An 18815-nucleotide genomic window follows, 5' to 3' on the forward strand; every position below is an offset into this window, starting at 1 on the left:
GGCTTACAGGCCGATCTGGCCGTTGGGATAGAATTGGGTCAGCCACGCCACGATCAGCGTGTCGTATTGCAGGTAGGACAGCGCGGCGAATGCGACGATCACGACGCCGAAGCCCTGCTGCAGGCGCGGTGCGATCCGCGCCATGCTGCGCACGCGCGTGGTGACGGCCTGTCCGCCATAGGCAATCGCAAGCATCGGGATCGCGGCGCCGATCGCGTAGGTGACGAGCTGCAAGCTCGCCCACGCCGTGTCCTTCGAGGTCGCGACAATGGTCAGGATCGAGCCGAGCACCGGTCCAGCGCACGGCGTCCACACCAGGCCGAGCGTAGAGCCGAGCACGAAGCCGCCGAACAGGCTGTGCGACGGCGCGGCCTGACCAAAGCTGCCCTCTTGTTTAGACGCGTTTTCTTGACGCGAACCGGTATCCACTTCGCTCGAAAACGCTTTGGCGGCGCCGGTGAGCCGGATCGACAGCCATTCGAACGGCGCCGGCCAGATCATCAGGAGGCCGAAGCCCGCGAGCAGCACGGCCGCGCCGGTCCGCAGCACGTTCGGATCGAAATCGAAGGCGCGCGTGATCGCGCTCAGCAGCAATGCCACCGCAGAGAATGACATCACGAAACCGAGCGCGATCATCGCGGGCCGCGCCTTGCCGGTCTGGCCTATCGATACCCCAAGCAGGATCGGCAGCATCGGCAGGGTGCAAGGGGCGGCGACGGTGGCGACGCCGGCAAGCAGGGCAAGGGCAAGGCTGAGCATCGTCGTCCGTCCATCAGAGTCCCGACGCGCCAGAGGGCCGTGCCGGGTACGCCTGATGTTCTTCGCGAGGACGGTTTGGCCGTTACGGCGGGCCGGTCGCGGCCGACGTCACGTCAGCGTGAGGTCCATGTCATGCGCTGCGCGGCTCGTGCCACCCAATCGGTGTCATCGCCCGGCTTGACCGGGCGATCCAGTATCCCAGAGGCCGCGCAATTGGAGACACGTCGAGCAGTTCGATGATCCAGAGAACGCGATCAAGCGCGAGACGCGGCCCCGGAGATTGCCGGTGGTGGCGGATAGGCCTCTGGAATACTGGGTCGCCCGGTCAAGCCGGGCGACGACAGTCATTTTGAGGCCGCAAGTTGCCACGCCAAAAACAGAGCGACCCGGCTGGGGGGCATCCCGGCCGGGTCGTTGGAGGTTACTTGGGAGGTTAGAACGAAGAGGTATCGAAACCGGTTCAGTAAATGGGGTTGGGGTCGCGTCGTTGGATATGGGTATAGAGATCGTGTTTTTCCGGGTGATGTCGTCGATTGTTTCAATTGTTTCGTCGCCTGACTTTTTCGGCTTCGTGGACAATTGCCTGAATCGCGCGATCTCCGATTAAGCTATTGAATTGGCTATCCTTTATGCGGCGACGCTATCCACGCCGGCACCCCGCAGGAGGTCGGCGAGCTGCTTGCGGGCATAGAACATGCGGGTCTTCACCGTGCTCTGCGGGATACCGATGATCTCGCCGGCCTCCTCGACCGACTTCTCATGGTAGTAGACCAGATTGATGATCTCGCGGTGGGCCGGCGACAGCTTGGCCACGCAGGCGCGCAGGATCTCGCTGGTGGTGGCGCGATCGAGCGAGGTTTCCGGCGTGTCGGCGCCGTCGGCGATCTCCAGCACGTCGTCCTGGTCGATGTCCTCATGCTTGCGCTGGCGCAGCGCGGTCAGCGCCTTGAAGCGGGCGATCGAGAGCAGCCAGGTCGAGACCTGCGAACGGCCCTCGAACTGGGCCGCGGTGCGCCAGACGTCCAGGAACACCTGGCTGACCAGGTCCTCGGCCATGGTGGTGTCGCGCACCATCCGGAGCACGAAGCGGTAGACCCGGACGTTATGACGGGCATAGAGCGTGTGCATCGAGGTGCGGTCATTCTTGGCGATACGCGCGAGCAGCGTTTCATCCGAGGTCGCGCGAGCAGCGTCGATATGCTTCGTGGCTGCAGCGTTGATGGCGATGACGTTCGGCATGACAGGCTCCCAGTTCGCCGTTGGGCGGCGGTTCGTTGGGAGAAACGTTAGTTAGCGCCCGTTTCCGGATGTCTGCGCGAAAAGCGGAAAATGGTTTCGTGACCGGGAGAATTGTTTCGTCGCCGGCCGGACGACGAAACATTCGGGACCAAAAAGCCAATAATTTCAATGTGTGGAAAATTCGAACGGCCGGATTCCCGCCCTCGGAACGAATCCGGCGGTCATGACTTCTGGCACTGTCGGGGCTTATTCGGCCGCCTGCAGCGAGGGCGCCGCCTTTTTCGGGGCAATCCAGAACGCATCGGGCCGTTCGAACAGGAAATTGGCCCGCGCCGCCAGTGCCAGCCGCCAGATCACGAGCGAGCCGGCGACGCCGACCGCGGTCACGATCAGCGAGATCAGGCCGATGTCGTGGATGATGCCGAAGCGCAGCAGAAGGGTGCGTGTCGCAGCCATCGGCAGGAAGAAGGCGAGATAGATCACGATCGAATGCTCGCCGCAGAAGCGCAGGAAGCCAAGACAGTGCGCGCGCGCCAGCAGCGTGCCGGTCACGATGATCGCGCAGGCGCCGGCAAAGCCGAGTGCGAGCGAGACGACCGGCCATTCGCTCACCTCGAGCGCAACCAGGCCGCCATTGATCAGCGCCCAGAGCCCAAGCCCGAGCAGGGCCAACGCAGGCCGTGCCCGCGTGCGGTCCGACAGCGCGAACACGTAATCGGCGAGGACATAGCCCGTGTAGAAATAGACGAAGCGGGAGCAGAACTCGTCGATCACGGTCCAGCCGGTCGCGACATGCGCCGCTTCCAGCAGCGCCGCGATCAGCCAGATCACGAACGGGGGGACGTTGCGCGTGAGCTTGGTGACGACGAAGAAGATCGGTAGCAGATAGATGAACCACAGCGTGCCGAACGGCTCGATGAAGGACTCGAGGTATTGCAGCCCAACCTGGGCCCAGCCGGTCTCGGCGGCCAGCGACGGCGCCTTGAAGCCGAACTGGATCGTCACCCAGAGGACGTAGAAATAGACGAAATGCATCACCTTGCGGTCGAGATAGGTGCGCCAGTCGCGATCGATCACGACCGACAGGAACAGGCCCGAGATCAGGAAGAAGTCCGGCATCCGGAACGGCTTCGCGAACATCACGACATAATGCATGAAGCCGGTCTGCTCGGCGGCCTTCTCGACCCCCAGCACCGAATGCATCATCACGACCATGATGATGCAGATGCCCTTGGCATAGTCGACCCAATCGACGCGTCCGCTCGCGCGTGGGGCGGAACGATCTGTCGCAGCGGCTGTGCCGTTCGTGGTCATCTTTGTCCTGTTCCGGCGTGATCGGGCCTATCATCGGCCCGATCGGTTGCTTTCTCCTTTATTGATACAAGCGATGTGCCATCGAACCGGACCTTTCCGCGGGTTTCCCGTGGCCGGCGAATGGTCTAAGAGGCCCAAGAACCCAAGAGAATCCAACAGGAATCCAAAAGGAATCCGAGACGGTTTGTTAACCATGGGACGCAGCCCGGCCCGAGCGCCGCTGCGGTGATGAGAATCCTTGCCGCGCCAATTCGATAGTCCGCTGCCGATCGACGCCGTGCTCGATGAGCTCGACCGCACGCTCGATGGTCACAACGCCGCAGTGCTGGTGGCGCCGCCGGGCGCCGGCAAGACCACGCGCGTGCCGCTCGCGTTGCTCGATGCACCCTGGGCGAGGAGCAAGAAGATCATCGTGCTGGAGCCGCGCCGCATCGCCGCGCGCGCCAGCGCCGAGCGGATGGCGAAGACGCTCGGCGAGCGTGCCGGCGAGACCGTCGGCTATCGCGTACGCTTCGGCTCGAAGGTGTCGCGCGCGACGCGGATCGAGGTCGTCACCGAAGGCATCTTCTCGCGCCAGATCCTCGACGATCCCGAGCTCAACGGCGTCGCCGCGGTGCTGTTCGACGAATTCCATGAGCGCTCGCTCGATGCCGATCTCGGGCTGGCGCTGGCGCGCGACGCGCAGACCGGCCTGCGCGAGGACCTGCGGATCCTCGTGATGTCGGCAACGCTCGACGGCGCACGCGTCGGAAAACTGCTCGGCGACGCGCCGGTGGTCGAAAGCGAGGGGCGCGCCTTTCCGGTCGAGACCCGTTACGTCGGCCGCAAGGTCGACGCGCCGCTGGAGCGGCAGATGGCCGAGACGATCGCGGCCGCGCTGCGCGCCGATACCGGCTCGGTGCTGGCCTTCCTGCCGGGCGCCGCCGAGATCCGCCGCACGCAGACTTTTTTGGCCGAGCGCGTACATGACGCCGCGGTTGAGATCGTGCCGCTGTTCGGCGCGCTCGATGCCGCCGTGCAGGATCGCGCCATCGCGCCGGCGCCGAAGGGCACCCGCAAGGTGGTGCTGGCGACCTCGATCGCCGAGACCTCGCTGACCATCGAGGGCGTGCGCATCGTCGTGGACTCCGGCCTGGCGCGGGTGCCGCGCTACGAGCCTGACATTGCGTTGACCCGGCTTGAGACCGTACGGGCCTCGCGTGCGGCGGTGGATCAGCGGCGCGGCCGTGCCGGCCGCATCGAGCCCGGCGTCTGCTACCGGCTCTGGGACGAGCCGCAGACCGCGTCGCTGCCGGCCTACACCGCGCCCGAGATCCTCTCCGCCGATCTGTCCTCGCTGGTGCTCGACCTCGCGCAATGGGGCGTCAGCGATCCGGCTGGCCTTGCCTTCCTCGATCCACCGCCGGGGCCGGCGCTGAAGGAAGCCAAGTCGCTGCTGTCAGAGCTCGGGGCGCTCGACGGCGATGGCCGCATTACAGAGGAAGGACAGAGCCTGCGCGCGTTGGCGCTGCCGCCGCGGCTGGCGCGCATGATCGTGGATTCCGCCCGCTTCGGTATGGGCGAGGAAGCGGCCGAGATCGCCGCTGTTCTGACCGAGCGCGGGCTCGGCGGCGACAGTGTCGATCTCGACGTCAGGCTCGACCAGTTCCGCCGCGACCGTTCGCAGCGCGCATCGAGCGCCCGCAGCATGGCGGCGCGCTGGGCCGCGCAGGTGAAGGCGGCGGCCGGCGAAGAGAAGGATCTCTCCACCGGCGTCATGCTGGCCTTTGCATTTCCGGATCGCGTCGCCAGGAATCGCGGCAATGGCAGCTTCGTGCTGGCCAATGGTCGCGGCGCCGCCGTCGAGCAGACCGCGGCGCTGGCGCGGCTGCCTTATATCGCGGTTGCCGAACTGACCGGCACGGCCGCGAGCGGCCGCATCCTGCTGGCGGCGCCGATCTCCCAGGAGGAGATCGAGCAGCGCTTCGCCGACCAGATCGAGAACGTGGAAGAGGTGACGTTCGACCGCGGTGCGATGGCGCTGCGCGCCCGCCGCCGGCGTTCGCTGCACGCGATCACGCTGTCGGAGGCACCGATGCCACTGTCGCCCTCCGCCGAGACCGCGCGCGTCTTCGCCGACGGCCTGATCGCGGCCGGGCTCGACCGGTTGCCGTGGTCGAAGCACTCCAAGCAATGGCGCGACCGCGTCATGTTCCTGCGCAAGGCCGAGGACGAGAGCTGGCCCGACCTGTCGGACGCAGCGCTCGCCGCGCGTGCCGACGACTGGCTGGTGCCGGCGCTCTACGACAAGACCGCGCTGAGGGATCTGTCCGCCGGCGACCTGTCGGACGTGCTGATGACGCTGCTGCCGTGGGAGTTGCGCGCGCGGCTCGATCGCGAGGCGCCGACGCATTTCGAGGCGCCGACCGGAACGCAGCTCGCGATCGATTACGAGGCCGAGCAGGGCCCGACCATCGCGGTGCGGCTGCAGGAGCTGTTCGGGCTCAACACCCACCCCTCGATCGCCAAGGGCGCGGTGCCGCTGGTGCTGGAACTGCTGTCGCCGGCACAGCGGCCGGTGCAGGTGACCCGCGATCTGCCCGGTTTCTGGCGCGGCAGTTACGCCGCGGTGCGTTCCGACCTGCGCGGCCGCTATCCGCGCCATCCCTGGCCGGAAGATCCCGCCAGCGCGATGCCGACCAGGCGCGTGAAACCGCGCGGCACCTGACTCTCTGCGCAACCGCGCAGCGCTTGTTGCGCCCGAAGGTCACATTTCTCTCATTCGCCGGGACGACACCGAGTCTGTCTTTTCCGGATCATGCTGATCAGTTGCGCTGGCGAGCGCCGGCAAACGGTGGTTAGATTTGCGCGCTGGGATGGGATCACGGGCTCGCACATTGGGGACGCTGCCATGGAGATCAAGAACGCATCGCCGTCGCTGTATAACGAAGATCTGGCGCCGGCCAGGGAACGCAACTGGGGCGCCTTCAGCATCTTCAACGTCTGGACTTCCGACGTCCACAGCCTCTGGGGCTATTACCTCGCCGCCAGCCTGTTCCTGCTCTGCGGCAGCTTTGTCAACTTCATCCTCGCGATCGGCGTCGGCTCGCTGGTGATCTTCGTGCTGATGAGCCTGATCGGCAATGCCGGTGTGAGGACCGGCGTGCCATATCCGGTGCTGGCGCGCGCTTCGTTCGGGGTCTGGGGCGCCAACATTCCGGCGCTGGTCCGTGCCGTCGTCGCCTGCTTCTGGTACGGGGCGCAGACCGCGGCGGCCTCGGGCGCGATCGTCGCGCTGCTGACGCGCATCGACAGCTTCAAGGCGTTTCATCAGTCGAGCCATATGCTCGGCCATTCCACGCTCGAGGTGATCTGCTTCGTCGTGATCTGGGCGCTGCAACTGCTGATCATCCAGCGCGGCATGGAAACGGTGCGGCGCTTCCAGGACTGGGCGGGTCCTGCGGTATGGCTGATGATGCTGATCCTTGCGATCTATCTCTGCATCGCGGCCGGCGGCATCTCGCTCACCGCGCCGATCCCGCAGGACGTGCTGCTGGAAAAGACCAAGGAAGCCGGCGTGCCCGGCGTGCCCGGCTCATTCCCGGCGCTCTGCGCCGTCGCCGCCACATGGATCACCTATTTCGCCGCGCTCTATCTCAACTTTTGCGACTTCTCACGCTATGCGCCCGACGTGAAAGCGCTGCGCAAGGGAAATATCTGGGGCCTGCCGGTCAATCTGATCCTGTTCTCGCTGGTTGCCGGTGTCACCACGATCGCGGCGTTCAACGTCTATCACGAGGTGCTGCTGCATCCCGACCAGATATCGGCGAAGTTCGACAGCTGGTTCCTGGCATTGCTCGCGGCGGTTACCTTCGCGGTGGCGACGCTCGGCATCAACGTCGTCGCCAATTTCGTCTCGCCGGCGTTCGATTTCTCCAACGTGTTTCCGCGGCATATCGACTTCAAGAAGGGCGGCTATATCGCAGCGCTGATCGCGCTGGCGCTGTATCCGTTTGCGCCCTGGGAAGGCAGCGCCGCCTCGTTCGTGGGGCTGATCGGCGCGACGATGGGGCCGATCTTCGGCGTCATGATGGTCGACTATTATCTGATCGCCAAAGGCCGTGTGAACGTGCCGGCGCTGTATCAGGAGAACGGCGAATATCGCTTCCAGAACGGCTGGAACGTCAGCGCGCTGATCGCGGCCGGCATCGGCGCGCTGTTCTCGTCGGTGCTGCCGAACTTTACCTCGATCCTGCCGGCGTGGTGGGCGGTCTATGGCTGGTTCTTCGGTGTCGGAATCGCCGGCGCGGTCTATTACGCGCTGCGCGTTGCGATGCCGAGCCCCGTCGCCAGGACGGCCTGAAAGACGGCCTAAAGGACGGCAAATTGCTGCCCGGGCAGCCGGCCGATGTCATTCGGCCGCTTCGCTGGGCTCGCATTAACGCTTCGCTCATCCTTTTCGCCAAAATGGCAGGCTCGTGCCGCCGCCCTCGCTCGCGGCGGGGCGGGCGGCGTGGTGAAATTGCGTGTTCGGTTTTCCGAGTATGGTGTCATGCGTAACCTGATGATTTTCGCGGCCATCCTGATCGGGCTGGGCACCTTCATGGCTCAGATGGCCAGCAAGATGTCGCCCGCCGCCGCGACCACCACAAGGCAGACCGTCGCCCCAGCCGTCACGGTGGCGCAGGCCAGCGCCCGCACGCTCAGCATTGCGCCCGATCCTCGCGGTCATTTCGCGACCGACGGCCGGATCGACGGCCAGCGCATCAACTTCATGGTCGACACCGGCGCCTCGGTGGTTGCGCTGAACGAGGCCTCGGCCGCACGCTTCGGCCTGCGTCCGGTGCCGGGCGATTACACCTCGCGCGTTACCACTGCGAATGGCACCATCAAGGCCGCACGCGCCCGCATCGCCATGATCGAGATCGGCGGCCTCACCGTGCGCGACGTCGACGCCCTGGTGCTTCCGGACGAGGCGCTGTCGGAAAACCTGCTCGGCCTGTCCTTCCTGTCGAAGCTGAAGCGCTTCGAATACGCCAACGGCAAATTGTTGCTGGAGCAATAGATCCAGCCTTTTTCGGGATACAGGCGGTAGCCTCGTTGCCGCCATTTCTGCCGTAATTGTCGGTCACCAGCCCCAGTCTCTGCTTTCGCCCGGCCCGCGCATTCGCTAAAGGCTGCGACGATGTTTTTCTGCATACGACCATAAGGCCGACCCATGTTTCCCAAGCCGAAATCCGTGCTGGTTCCGAACACCTATGCCTTCGAATCCGAGCCGATGGTGAAGCCGACCGGGTTTCGCGAGTACGACGCGCGCTGGCTGTTCAACAAGGAAATCAACCTGATGGGCGTGCAGGCGCTGGGCATGGGACTCGGCGCGCTGATCGCGGAGCTCGGTGTCCGCCAGGAGATCGTCACCGGTCACGACTTCCGCGGCTATTCCGCGTCGATCAAATACGCGCTGATCTCGGGCCTGATGGCGGCGGGCTGCAAGGTGCATGACATCGGGCTCGCGGTGACGCCGATGGCCTACTTCGCGCAGTTCGATCTCGACGTGCCCTGCGTCGCCATGGTCACCGCCTCGCATAACGACAATGGCTGGACCGGCGTCAAGATGGGTGCCAACCGTCCGCTCACCTTCGGCCCCGACGAGATGTCGCGGCTGAAGGCAATCGTGCTCAACGCCGAATTCAAGAACACGGCCGGCGGCTCCTATCAATTCCACGAGAATTATCCGGCGCGCTACATCGCCGACCTCACCAGCCGGCCGAAGCTGAAGCGCAGGCTGAAGGTCGTCGCGGCCTGCGGCAACGGCACCGCGGGCGCGTTCGCGCCGCAGGTGCTGAAGGCGATCGGTTGCGATGTGATCCCGCTCGACACCGAGCTCGATCACACCTTCCCGAAATACAATCCGAATCCGGAAGACATGGAGATGCTGCACGCGATCCGCGATGCGGTGCTGGCGCACAAGGCCGATGTCGGCCTCGGCTTCGACGGCGACGGCGACCGCTGCGGCGTGGTCGACAACACCGGCGAGGAGATCTTCGCCGACAAGGTCGGCGTCATGCTGGCGCGCGACATGTCGGCGATCAATGCCAACGCGCAGTTCGTCGTCGACGTGAAGTCGACCGGACTGTTCGTCACCGATCCCGTCTTGCAGAAGCAGGGCGCGAAGACCGTCTACTGGAAGACCGGCCATTCCTACATGAAGCGCCGCACCAATGAGCTTGGCGCGCTCGCCGGCTTCGAGAAGTCGGGCCACTTCTTCTTCAACAAGCCGTTCGGTCGCGGTTATGACGACGGCCTGGTGTCGGCGATCGCGATCTGCGAGATGCTCGATCGTGCGCCCGGCAAGTCGATGGCTGACCTGAAGGATGCGCTGCCGAAGACCTGGTCGTCGCCGACCATGTCGCCGCATTGCGCCGACGAGGCGAAGTACGGCGTCGTCGACGCCGTGGTGAAGCACTTCGAGGCGTTGCAGCAGCAGGGCGGGAAGGTCGCGGGCCAGAACATCCGCGACCTCGTCACCGTCAATGGCGTGCGCGTCACGGTCGAGGACGGCAGCTGGGGCCTGGTGCGCGCGTCCTCGAACAAGCCGGAGCTCGTGGTCGTGGTGGAAAGCCCGGTCAGCGAGCGGCGCATGCGTGACATGTTCGAGGCGATGGATGCCGTGCTGCGCACGCATCCCGAGGTCGGCGAGTACAATCAGAAGATTTGAGCTGGGTGCTCGCCGCGAAGAATGGTGTCATCACCCGCGAAAGCGGGTGATCCAGTATTCCAGAGACGGTCGTGATTGAGCCGAGAGGCCGCGGCGTACTGGATCGCCCGGTCGAGCCGGGCGATGACAGCTCAGGAGGTGGTGCTCACGCTGCCCGCAGCGAGGCCAGGAAGCGATCCAGCTCGGTCTTCAGCCATTCCGATTGCGACGACAGGCCGCTCGCCGCATCGAGCAGCTGTGCGGTCGCGCTGCCGGCCTGTTCGGAGGCGCGGTTGACGTTGAGGATGCCCTTGTTGACATCCCGCGTGCGATCGGCGGCCTGCTGCAAATTGCTGGAGATCTCGCGGGTCGCCGCGCCCTGCTGATCGACGGCGGCCGCGATCTCGCCGGAGACCTGGTCGATTTCCGCGATCGTGGTCCCGATGGTCCCGATCGCGCTGACGGCAGCACCCGTCGCGCTCTGGATATCCTGGATCTGGGACGAAATCTCCTCGGTCGCCTTGGCGGTCTGGTTGGCCAGTGCCTTGACCTCGCTCGCGACGACGGCGAATCCGCGGCCATGCTCGCCGGCGCGCGCCGCTTCGATGGTTGCGTTCAGGGCGAGCAGATTGGTCTGGCTGGCGATGCTCTGGATCAACGTCACCACCTCGCCGATCTTCTGCGTGCCGGCGGCAAGGCCTTCGACGACGCTGCTGGTGCGGCGTGCCTCGTCGGCGGCCTTGGCGGCGATCCGCGCCGAGCGCGTCACCTGCTCGGCGATGCTGTTGATCGAGGCCGTCAGCTCCTCGGTCGCGGACGCCACGGTTTCAACATTGCTCGACGCCAGCGTCGATGCGGAGGCGGCGGCCGTGGCCTGGCGAATGGTTTCCGCGTTGCTGCCGTTCATCGTTGTCGACAGGCCCTGCATCGCGCTCGCCGCCACCGCGACGGCCTCGACGACCTCGCCGATCTTGCGCTCGAAGCCGGCGGCGAGCTCGCGCCGCGCGGCGTCACGGTCGCGCTTGGCCTGTTCGGCCTCGATCCGTTCGGCGTTGGCGCGCGCTTCGGCGGCACCGGCGGCCTCGGCCTCCGCCGCCTTTTGCGCCGCTCTCTCGAATAGTTCGGCAAGCGTGTGCGCGAGCCAGATCAACACGCCGGCCTCGATCAGCAGGATCACGGCGTGGAGAACCACGCGGCCGAAATCGGCGCCGCCGGGATAGATCGCGGCCGGCAGGATGAAATTCAGCGTCAGGTGATGCAGGGCAACCGCCGCAGTGCCGGCGACGATCGGCCGATAGTCGCAATAGGCGACCAGGCACGCCAGCGCGGCGAAGAAGTACATGTGCATGTCGACCTGCCAGCGGTGGCCGGCGAACTGGTAGACCAGCATCGACACGCCGGCCATCAGGGCCACGGCAACGATCAGGCGCGTTGAAACGCCGTTCCCCGAGATGCGCCACGACAATGTCGCGGCCAGCGCCATCGCGACCATGAAGCCGGCCGGCATCAGCCAGTCGGTGTGCAGCGTCATGCCGACGATGACTGCGATCGGAACGTGCAGCCAGAGCACCACGAGCAGGATCTTGCTGGCCGTCTCGCGCAGGGCGGCCATCTCATCGCCTTCGAAGGTCATTCCCAACCCCCAGATCGTCATCCGTCCTGAAGCAGCCGGCGATCGCCTGCGGATCCATGGTCAGCAAGGCGCCGGCCTCGTACAGCCGGCTCAGCCCGCCATTTGGGTCAGGCCGCACCACCAGCAGGGCCGGGATCGCGGTCATCCGAACGATCGACGCATCGGCGGACGCGGCGGCGATCAGCGCGCGCTCGGCGCGCCACCATGGCGGAAAGGCCACGGCCACCACGTCGCTGCCCGCACGCACCTTGAGCGACAGCACTGCGACCGCGATCCAGCTCGCAATCAGCAATGCAGCCGCGCCCAGCCAGGCAGGCGGTCGTTTCGCTGGGATGATCTCCCCCGGCTCCATCGCAGCAGAATACCGCTGCCGGCGCTAACTTCAGGTAAATGCCGAACAGGCGAACTACCTGGGAGCGTATCGACGTCTCGTGCGGGGTGTGCGGCGGCGCTTACGCCGCGGGCACCGGCAGCGCCGTCACCGACTTGATCTTCTCCATCGCGAAGCGCGAGGTGACGTTCTTCAGCGGCACGGCACTGATCAGCTTCTTGTAGAAGACGTCGTAGGCCTGCATGTCCGCGACCACGACGCGCAGCATGTAGTCGACGTCGCCGGCCATCCGGTAGAACTCCATCACCTCGGGCATGGCGCTGACGGCGTCGGCGAATTTGCGCAGCCAGGCTTCCGAATGGTCGGCGCTCTCGACCGAGACGAACACGGAAATCCCGAGCCCGATCTTGTTCTGGTCGACCAGCGCCACGCGACGCAGGATCACGCCGTCGGCCTCCAGCCGCTGGATGCGCTTCCAGCACGGCGTCGACGACAGTCCGACCCGGTCGCCGATCTCGGCGACGGAGAGCGACGCATCCTCCTGCAACACGGTCAGAATCTTGCGATCGATCGCGTCGAGGCGGCGGCTGTTGTCATGAAGCTGAATGGCGACATCGGGCATAGAAGAAAGTTCCATATGAAAGTTCAATATCCCTCATATAGAGAATAATCTTCCAAATCAAGCGATTCGTGGCGGCTCAGGCCGGCTTGGCGTCGGCGTGCTGACCCAAAAACTCTTCAACTTCAGTACGTTGCGGTGCGGCATAAGCACCCCCGAAGCGGGTGCATTTCAGTGCTGCAGCGGCCGAGGCGAACCGCAGCGCGTCCCGCAGCGGCTGTTTCTCGGTGATGGCGAGGGCGAACGCCCCGTGGAAGACGTCGCCGGCCCCGAGCGTGTCGACGGTATGGACCGGGAAGGCCGGGGTTTCCTCGAGCTCGCCGTTCTCGTTGAGCCAGATCGTGCCCATCGGCCCGCGGGTGCCGGCCAGGAAGGACGGGGTGAGCTTGGCGAGCTTGTGCAGCGCCTGGCCGTCGTCGGTGACGTCGGCGGTCTCCTGCAGCGGCTCGCTGGAGAACACCAGATGGGAGGAGGCGGTGAGCAGCCCCTCCCGCATCGACATCGCGCGGTCGACGTCGACCACCACCGGAATGCCGCGTTTGACCGCCTCGGCGCAAAGCTCGGTGCAGAACGGCGCGCAGCGGCTTTCGGTCAGGATCGCCGCGCAATCCTCCAGCAAGAGCTCGGTCGGCGGCAGCTTGACCTTCCAGAGCTCCGGATCGCGGAAGGTGACGATGGTGCGCTCGCCGCTGTCGTCGATCATGATCGCCGAGATCGGGGTGACCAGGTTCGGCATGTGGATGAGATGATTGGTCTCGATGCCTTCCTGGGCGAGCTTGTCGAAGATGTAGCGGCTCGAGGTCTCCTGCGAATCGCCCATCGGTCCGCAGATCGAAGCGCGCCCGCCCAGCCGGACGATGCCGATCGCGGCGTTCAGCGCATTGCCGCCGCAGATCTCGTCGAAATGCGTCGCGTTCTCCTTGGAGCCGCGCGCCGGAACGCTGACCCGAAAGGTCAGGTCGCGCACCGGCAGGCCGATGCAGAGGATGCGGGGCGGGACTTTCGGGGCGCCGTTCTGAAAATTCATGCGGGGATCCGTCGCAATGGTTCCGTTACTGCCAGAACTGTGTCCAGCTTTAATCGGCAGAACGATGTCCGGTTCCCGCTATTTGTCCAACGGGTTTTCGTGATGCACCCAGCGGCCGAGCAGATGATGGGCAATCGCGAACGGATGCGGGCCGGCGAGCCCGTCGGGATGCTGGCGCTTCAGCATCAGCGACGCCTCGGCATGGTCGAACCAGCGCGCATCCTCCAGCTCGGTACGGTCGACCACGATGTCCTCGTTGGTCGCGCGCGCGGTGCAGCCGATCATCAGCGATGACGGATAGGGCCAGGGCTGCGTCATGTAGTAATTGACGTCGGTGCAGCGGATGCCGGACTCCTCGAAAATCTCGCGCCGCACGGCGTCCTCGATGGTCTCGGCCGCCTCAACGAACCCGGCGAGGCAGGAATACATGCCGGGCATGAACTGCTTCTGCCGTCCCAGCAGCACCTTGTCGCCGTACGTGACCAGCATGATCACGACCGGGTCGGTGCGCGGAAAGTGCTCGGCCTTGCAGCTCGGGCATTCGCGCTTCCAGCCGCCGTCCTTCATCGCCGTGCGGGTGCCGCAGTTCGCACAGAAGCCGTGGCGCTGATGCCAGGTTACCATCGATTTCGCCATCGCGATGGCCGAGAGCTGCTCGGGCGGCACCACGCCCTGCATCGCCATGCCGCGCAATTCGGTGATCGCGACGTCGGTGCGCCCGACCAGCTTCTCGGCTGCCTGCGGCGCGATCCCCATGCCGAAGATCGGCGCGGCGTCGCGCAGCCCCAGGAAAATCGTGCCGGGGTTGGCGCCGTAGTTGCGGGCTTCCTCCAGCGAGAGCAGTGCGCGGGCCCCGCCATCCTCCTGCTTCACGACCAGCGAGTCGCGATAGATCACATAGGCTCTAGCTTCGCGGTGGCCTTCCAGCGCGAACAGCTTCTCGTCATTGGTGCGCAGATGCGCGGCGCGGTCCAGCACATGGGTGACAAAGGCCGGCTGGCCGAGCGGAAAGGAATCGAATGCAGACATTGAATCTCAACCCAACCAGATCTTGCGGCGAAGCGCGCTGATGAAATTCTGCACTTCCTCGGCGTCATGCGCCAGCGGCGGCATCACGCCCCAAACGGGACGCGGCCATGCAGCGTCGCTGGTGCGGCGCGCGATGACGTGGACGTGGAGCTGCGGGACGAGGTTGCCGAGCGCGGCGACATTCAGCTTGTCGCACTTGGTGACCTCTTTGAGGGCCCGCGAGACGCGGGTGATTTCCGTCATCAGCTGCGCCTGCGCGACCTCGTCGAGGTCGATGATCTCGACCGCGCCGTCGCGCCGCGGCACCAGCAGCAGCCACGGATAATGCGCATCCTTGATGACGAGCACCTTGCACAGCGGCAGGTCGCCGATGTCGATGGTGTCTTTCTTGAGCTGCGAATGCAGCGACCAATTGGAGGCGGGCATGACGGGCAAATAATGCCTTTCCGTGTTCCCAGACAAGTCCCACAAAGCCAGCCTTACAAAGCCGGGTCAGGCCGCTTGCTTTCCGGCGGTTTTGGCCCCAAATAGGGACCGGGAGATTGGCGGTGGACGAGCCACTCGCCAACCGGGTCAGGTCCGGAAGGAAGCAGCCCTAACGAGGTCCGGATCGGGTCGCTCGTCAGTCTCCTACCTGTTTTTCCGAGCGAATCGCGCTGGAACGGCGGTCTCCGCGCCCGGCGCTCGATTTCGGCTCCTATCCGCACGCCGGCTGAAGAGACAATTCCCAAGTTGCGGATCGATGCATGAATGACGCTGGCGACCCCTCCCAACCGTCCGATGGCGCAGGCAAAGCAAGCCCTGACGGCGGTTTCGATCTCGGCGCCGCGCCGGACGCCGCCAAGCCCTACCGCGTTCTCGCCCGCAAATACCGCCCCTCCAGCTTCGAGGATTTGATCGGCCAGGAGGCCATGGTGCGCACCGTCTCGAACGCGTTCGAGACCGGGCGGATTCCGCAGGCCTGGATCCTGACCGGCGTCCGCGGGGTCGGCAAGACCACCACCGCGCGCATCCTCGCCCGCGCCTTGAACTACGCCAAGCCGGACGGCTCGGTGAACGGGCCGACCATCCACATGCCCGATCTCGGCATCCACTGCCAGGCGATCATGGAAAGCCGGCACATGGACGTGCTGGAGATGGACGCCGCCTCCCACACCGGCGTCGACGATGTCCGCCAGATCAATGACAGCGTACGCTACGCGCCGGCCAGCGCGCGCTACAAGGTCTACATCATCGACGAAGTCCACATGCTGTCGACGGCGGCCTTCAACGCCTTCCTGAAGACGCTGGAGGAGCCGCCGGAGCACGCCAAGTTCGTGTTCGCCACCACCGAAATCCGCAAGGTTCCGATCACGGTGCTGTCGCGCTGCCAGCGCTTCGACCTGCGCCGCGTCGAAGCCGACGTGCTGATGAAGCATCTCGGCAATATCGCGGCCAAGGAAGGCGTCGAGGTCGAGCCCGAGGCGCTCGGCATCATCGCGCGCGCGGCCGAGGGATCAGTGCGCGACTCGCTGTCGCTGTTCGACCAGGCGATCGCGCATGCCGCGGGCAATGTGAAGGCCGACGCGGTCAGGCAGATGCTCGGCCTCGCTGACCGCACCCGCGTGATCGACCTGTTCGATTCGCTGGCGCGCGGCGATCTCGCCAGCGCCTTCGCCGAATTCCGCGCGCAATATGACGTCGGTGCCGATCCGGTTGTGGTGTTGTCCGACCTTGCCGAGTTCGTCAATTTCGTCACCCGCGTGAAGGTCGTGCCGGGGACGGCAGACAATGTCGCGTTCGGCGAGACCGAGCGGGTGCGGGCGCGTGAATTCGCCGCCAAGCTGTCGATGCGGGTGCTGTCGCGGATCTGGCAGATGCTGCTCAAGGGCATCGCCGAGGTGCAGACCGCGACGCGCCCGGCCGCGGCCGCCGAGATGGTGCTGGTGCGGATTGCCTATGTCGCCGATCTGCCGACCCCGGATGAGGCGATCCGGATGATCGAGCAGAATGGCGGCGGCGCTGCGCCCGCGGCGTCGGGATCCGCCGCCTCGCAACCGTCGCGCGGCGCACCATCCTCGGCAATGCCTGCGATGTCATCCGCGCCGGTGCGCGCGCCGCAGGCCGCGCCGCGCGCCGATTTCGCCGCGCGTCCGCAGATGGCCGCGCCCGCCGCCGATGCCGCGCCGGCGCTCCGGATATCAAGCTTTCCGCAGCTGATCGCGCTCGCCGGCGAGAAGCGCGACATCATGATGAAAAGTGCGCTGGAGGCCGATGTGCGGCTGGTGCGCATCGAGGACGGCCAGCTCGAGATCGCCCTCGAGCCGAAGGCGCAACGCGCGCTCGTCACCGACCTGTCGCGCAAGCTCGAACTATGGACCGGGCGGCGCTGGACCGTGATCATCTCCAACGAGGCCGGCCAGCCGACCGTCCGTTCGCGGAACGAATTGGCGCGCAGCGAGCATCAGCGCACTGCGGAAGCCGATCCGCGCGTGCAGGAGGTGCTGGCGCGCTTCCCCGGCACCAAGGTGGTCGAGGTCCGCCGCCTTGCCGCCGAGGTTCCGGTCTCGGATGCCACCGGCGAAGACCCGATTGAAACTTCCGACAGCGACGACGATTGATATCTGGCTACAGGGACGCACGCATGGCTGATTTTCTCGGCATGATGAAGCAGGCAGCGCAGCTGCAATCCAAGATGCAGGAGATGCAGGAACAACTCGGCAATGTCGAGGTCGAAGGCATTTCCGGCGGCGGCCTGGTCGCGGTGCGCATGACCGCGAAGATGGAAGTGAAGGGCATCAAGATCGATCCGTCGCTGATGAAGCCGGAGGAACGCGAGGTGCTCGAGGATCTCCTGGTCACCGCGCATGGCGATGCCCGCCGCAAGGCCGAGACCGCGATGCAGGAGAAGATGATGGCGCTGACCGGCGGGCTCGGCCTGCCGCCGGGATTTGGTCCGACTTGAATGGCTGCGAGCGTTGCCGGCCCCGAGATTGAACGCCTGATCCAGTTGCTGGCGCGGCTGCCCGGGCTCGGGCCCCGTTCGGCGCGGCGCGCGGCGCTGCATCTGATCAAGAAGCGCGAAGCCCTGATGACGCCGCTGACCGCGGCGCTGCAGGTGGCCATCGAGAAAATCCAGGTCTGCAAGACCTGCGGAAACATCGATACGCAAAACCCCTGCACGGTGTGCACCGATCCGCGCCGCGATCCCTCGATCATCGTCGTGGTCGCCGACGTCGCCGATCTCTGGGCGCTGGAACGCGCCAATGCGACCAATGGCCGCTATCACGTGCTCGGCGCGACACTGTCGCCGCTCGACGGCGTCGGTCCGCAGGATCTCACCATCGATCAGCTGGTGGCGCGCGCGCACGCACCCGAGGTCAGCGAGATCATCCTGGCGCTCAATGCGACCGTCGATGGCCAGACCACCGCGCATTACATCACCGACCTGTTGTCGGTGGCCAATGTGCGGGTGACGCGGCTGGCGCATGGCGTGCCGGTCGGCGGAGAGCTTGATTACCTCGATGAAGGTACGCTATCTGCAGCCATGCGGCAGCGGACGCTGTTCTAGTGCGCGATGCCGGCGCCGAGCACGGCGTCGGGCGCCAAGCGATCGGTTACAATCGCACCGAAACAAAATGGTAGGGTGGATGCCGATTCGGGGACGGTCATTCACGCTCTGACGAATCAAGATACGGAACCACTGACAATGACGGCACACCGATTCGGCGTACGCTTGTTCGGCGTACGTTTGGGCTTTGCGCTTCTGGCGGCAACGTTCGCCGCGCCTTGCGCCATCGCACAGCAGGCCGACGCGCCGCAGAAGCCCGGCAAGATGATCCACGCCGGCGACGTGCTGTCAGGCGAACTCGGCGTCATGAAGGTGCGCGACGCCAAGAACCGCGGCAAGCGCGTCGCGACCTACCAGATCACCAGCGAGCCGCGCCGCCTGCCGCCGCCGAGCGGTCTGTGCAATCTCGAGACCGGGCCGGAAACCTTCCAGCTGATTCCGACCAACGATGCCCAGGCAGCGCAGCTCAAAAGCCTCTCCGGCAAGGAAATCTCGGTGAAGGTCGACGAGGTCGCCTGCGCCAAGGATGCCGGCGAGATGAGCGAAGCCATCGTCACCAAGTGGAGCGTGGTGGCGAAGTAGGGGCGTGCCACGATTGCGACGTCATCGCCCGGCTCGACCGGGCGATCCAGTACGCC

Annotated in this window: 17 protein-coding genes and 1 other RNA gene; 9 read left to right on the forward strand and 9 right to left on the reverse strand. The window is 65.6% G+C overall.

All coding sequences use genetic code 11. The annotated features are described in order from the left end of the window. Window positions 1-3: 3 nt before the first annotated feature. The 3 genes from ACE10X_RS02590 to ACE10X_RS02600 form a co-directional block, all read right to left on the reverse strand. Window positions 4-759 carry a cytochrome c biogenesis CcdA family protein gene (locus ACE10X_RS02590; RefSeq protein ID WP_038385642.1) on the reverse strand — a complete coding sequence of 252 codons (756 nt, stop codon included), beginning with the start codon at window positions 757-759 and terminating at the stop codon, window positions 4-6. A 627-nt stretch (window positions 760-1386) separates the two neighbouring features. Continuing rightward, window positions 1387-1998, reverse strand: coding sequence for a sigma-70 family RNA polymerase sigma factor (locus tag ACE10X_RS02595; RefSeq protein WP_016848063.1), 612 nt, complete (start codon window positions 1996-1998; stop codon window positions 1387-1389). 246 nt (window positions 1999-2244) lie between these two features. Then, window positions 2245-3312 carry an acyltransferase family protein gene (locus ACE10X_RS02600; protein ID WP_038385641.1) on the reverse strand — a complete coding sequence of 356 codons (1068 nt, stop codon included), beginning with the start codon at window positions 3310-3312 and terminating at the stop codon, window positions 2245-2247. A gap of 238 nt (window positions 3313-3550) precedes the next feature. On the opposite strand from ACE10X_RS02600, the gene hrpB reads away from it, so the two are divergent. The 4 genes from hrpB to ACE10X_RS02620 all read left to right on the forward strand — a co-directional run bounded on the left by hrpB (window position 3551) and on the right by ACE10X_RS02620 (window position 10009). After that, a complete protein-coding gene (hrpB, locus tag ACE10X_RS02605) occupies window positions 3551-6019 on the forward strand; it encodes an ATP-dependent helicase HrpB (protein WP_038385640.1) in 2469 nt (822 codons plus the stop codon). 183 nt (window positions 6020-6202) lie between these two features. Further along, a complete protein-coding gene (locus tag ACE10X_RS02610; protein WP_038385639.1) occupies window positions 6203-7654 on the forward strand; it encodes an NCS1 family nucleobase:cation symporter-1 in 1452 nt (483 codons plus the stop codon). Between the two features lie 189 nt (window positions 7655-7843). Further along, window positions 7844-8356, forward strand: coding sequence for a TIGR02281 family clan AA aspartic protease (locus ACE10X_RS02615; RefSeq protein WP_375764017.1), 513 nt, complete (start codon window positions 7844-7846; stop codon window positions 8354-8356). 153 nt (window positions 8357-8509) lie between these two features. Continuing rightward, window positions 8510-10009, forward strand: a complete 1500-nt coding sequence (locus tag ACE10X_RS02620) for a phosphomannomutase/phosphoglucomutase (protein WP_038385638.1) — start codon at window positions 8510-8512, stop codon at window positions 10007-10009. Between the two features lie 145 nt (window positions 10010-10154). Here ACE10X_RS02620 and ACE10X_RS02625 read toward each other — a convergent pair whose 3' ends face one another. From ACE10X_RS02625 to ACE10X_RS02650, 6 genes are all read right to left on the reverse strand, one after another. Beyond that, window positions 10155-11621, reverse strand: coding sequence for a methyl-accepting chemotaxis protein (locus tag ACE10X_RS02625; RefSeq protein WP_038385637.1), 1467 nt, complete (start codon window positions 11619-11621; stop codon window positions 10155-10157). Continuing rightward, entirely contained in the window at window positions 11602-11973 is a 372-nt protein-coding gene (locus ACE10X_RS02630) for a hypothetical protein (RefSeq protein ID WP_051003057.1), read from the reverse strand. Before ACE10X_RS02630 ends, ACE10X_RS02625 begins: the two co-directional genes overlap by 20 nt. Before the next feature lie 100 nt (window positions 11974-12073). After that, window positions 12074-12574, reverse strand: a complete 501-nt coding sequence (locus ACE10X_RS02635) for an Lrp/AsnC family transcriptional regulator (RefSeq protein WP_375764018.1) — start codon at window positions 12572-12574, stop codon at window positions 12074-12076. Window positions 12575-12650: 76 nt separating this feature from the next. Then, window positions 12651-13598 carry a sugar kinase gene (locus ACE10X_RS02640; protein ID WP_038385636.1) on the reverse strand — a complete coding sequence of 316 codons (948 nt, stop codon included), beginning with the start codon at window positions 13596-13598 and terminating at the stop codon, window positions 12651-12653. A gap of 78 nt (window positions 13599-13676) precedes the next feature. Beyond that, entirely contained in the window at window positions 13677-14627 is a 951-nt protein-coding gene (gene nudC, locus ACE10X_RS02645; protein WP_038385635.1) for an NAD(+) diphosphatase, read from the reverse strand. 6 nt (window positions 14628-14633) lie between these two features. After that, the gene (locus ACE10X_RS02650; protein WP_028344138.1) at window positions 14634-15053 is read right to left on the reverse strand and encodes an HIT domain-containing protein; all 420 of its coding nucleotides are present in this window, start codon (window positions 15051-15053) and stop codon (window positions 14634-14636) included. Window positions 15054-15164: 111 nt separating this feature from the next. Between ACE10X_RS02650 and ffs the strand changes: the two genes are divergently transcribed. From ffs to ACE10X_RS02675, 5 genes are all read left to right on the forward strand, one after another. Further along, window positions 15165-15261: signal recognition particle sRNA small type (ffs, locus tag ACE10X_RS02655), an RNA gene on the forward strand. A gap of 112 nt (window positions 15262-15373) precedes the next feature. Further along, entirely contained in the window at window positions 15374-17227 is a 1854-nt protein-coding gene (locus ACE10X_RS02660) for a DNA polymerase III subunit gamma/tau (protein ID WP_038385634.1), read from the forward strand. 23 nt (window positions 17228-17250) lie between these two features. Then, entirely contained in the window at window positions 17251-17571 is a 321-nt protein-coding gene (locus ACE10X_RS02665) for a YbaB/EbfC family nucleoid-associated protein (protein ID WP_018269493.1), read from the forward strand. After that, window positions 17572-18177 carry a recombination mediator RecR gene (recR, locus tag ACE10X_RS02670; protein WP_038385633.1) on the forward strand — a complete coding sequence of 202 codons (606 nt, stop codon included), beginning with the start codon at window positions 17572-17574 and terminating at the stop codon, window positions 18175-18177. It begins immediately after the preceding gene. 138 nt (window positions 18178-18315) lie between these two features. Further along, window positions 18316-18759: a hypothetical protein gene (locus ACE10X_RS02675; RefSeq protein ID WP_375764019.1), complete on the forward strand. Its 444-nt coding sequence runs from the start codon at window positions 18316-18318 to the stop codon at window positions 18757-18759. The last annotated feature ends 56 nt before the right edge of the window (window positions 18760-18815 follow it).

This window comes from Bradyrhizobium sp. Pha-3 (assembly GCF_042258325.1).
Classification (GTDB): domain Bacteria; phylum Pseudomonadota; class Alphaproteobacteria; order Rhizobiales; family Xanthobacteraceae; genus Bradyrhizobium; species Bradyrhizobium elkanii.

What these genes read in the sequence shown, in the direction of transcription:
- recR (WP_038385633.1), top strand. Translation starts at nt 17,572, where the DNA reads ATGGCTGCGAGCGTTGCCGGCCCCGAGATTGAACGCCTGATCCAGTTG.
- ACE10X_RS02640 (WP_038385636.1), bottom strand. Translation starts at nt 13,598, where the DNA reads ATGAATTTTCAGAACGGCGCCCCGAAAGTCCCGCCCCGCATCCTCTGC.
- nudC (WP_038385635.1), bottom strand. Translation starts at nt 14,627, where the DNA reads ATGTCTGCATTCGATTCCTTTCCGCTCGGCCAGCCGGCCTTTGTCACC.
- ACE10X_RS02665 (WP_018269493.1), top strand. Translation starts at nt 17,251, where the DNA reads ATGGCTGATTTTCTCGGCATGATGAAGCAGGCAGCGCAGCTGCAATCC.
- ACE10X_RS02610 (WP_038385639.1), top strand. Translation starts at nt 6,203, where the DNA reads ATGGAGATCAAGAACGCATCGCCGTCGCTGTATAACGAAGATCTGGCG.
- ACE10X_RS02635 (WP_375764018.1), bottom strand. Translation starts at nt 12,574, where the DNA reads ATGCCCGATGTCGCCATTCAGCTTCATGACAACAGCCGCCGCCTCGAC.
- ACE10X_RS02590 (WP_038385642.1), bottom strand. Translation starts at nt 759, where the DNA reads ATGCTCAGCCTTGCCCTTGCCCTGCTTGCCGGCGTCGCCACCGTCGCC.
- ACE10X_RS02625 (WP_038385637.1), bottom strand. Translation starts at nt 11,621, where the DNA reads ATGACCTTCGAAGGCGATGAGATGGCCGCCCTGCGCGAGACGGCCAGC.
- ACE10X_RS02615 (WP_375764017.1), top strand. Translation starts at nt 7,844, where the DNA reads ATGCGTAACCTGATGATTTTCGCGGCCATCCTGATCGGGCTGGGCACC.
- ACE10X_RS02675 (WP_375764019.1), top strand. Translation starts at nt 18,316, where the DNA reads ATGACGGCACACCGATTCGGCGTACGCTTGTTCGGCGTACGTTTGGGC.
- ACE10X_RS02620 (WP_038385638.1), top strand. Translation starts at nt 8,510, where the DNA reads ATGTTTCCCAAGCCGAAATCCGTGCTGGTTCCGAACACCTATGCCTTC.
- ACE10X_RS02595 (WP_016848063.1), bottom strand. Translation starts at nt 1,998, where the DNA reads ATGCCGAACGTCATCGCCATCAACGCTGCAGCCACGAAGCATATCGAC.
- ACE10X_RS02630 (WP_051003057.1), bottom strand. Translation starts at nt 11,973, where the DNA reads ATGGAGCCGGGGGAGATCATCCCAGCGAAACGACCGCCTGCCTGGCTG.
- ACE10X_RS02660 (WP_038385634.1), top strand. Translation starts at nt 15,374, where the DNA reads ATGAATGACGCTGGCGACCCCTCCCAACCGTCCGATGGCGCAGGCAAA.
- ACE10X_RS02650 (WP_028344138.1), bottom strand. Translation starts at nt 15,053, where the DNA reads ATGCCCGCCTCCAATTGGTCGCTGCATTCGCAGCTCAAGAAAGACACC.
- ACE10X_RS02600 (WP_038385641.1), bottom strand. Translation starts at nt 3,312, where the DNA reads ATGACCACGAACGGCACAGCCGCTGCGACAGATCGTTCCGCCCCACGC.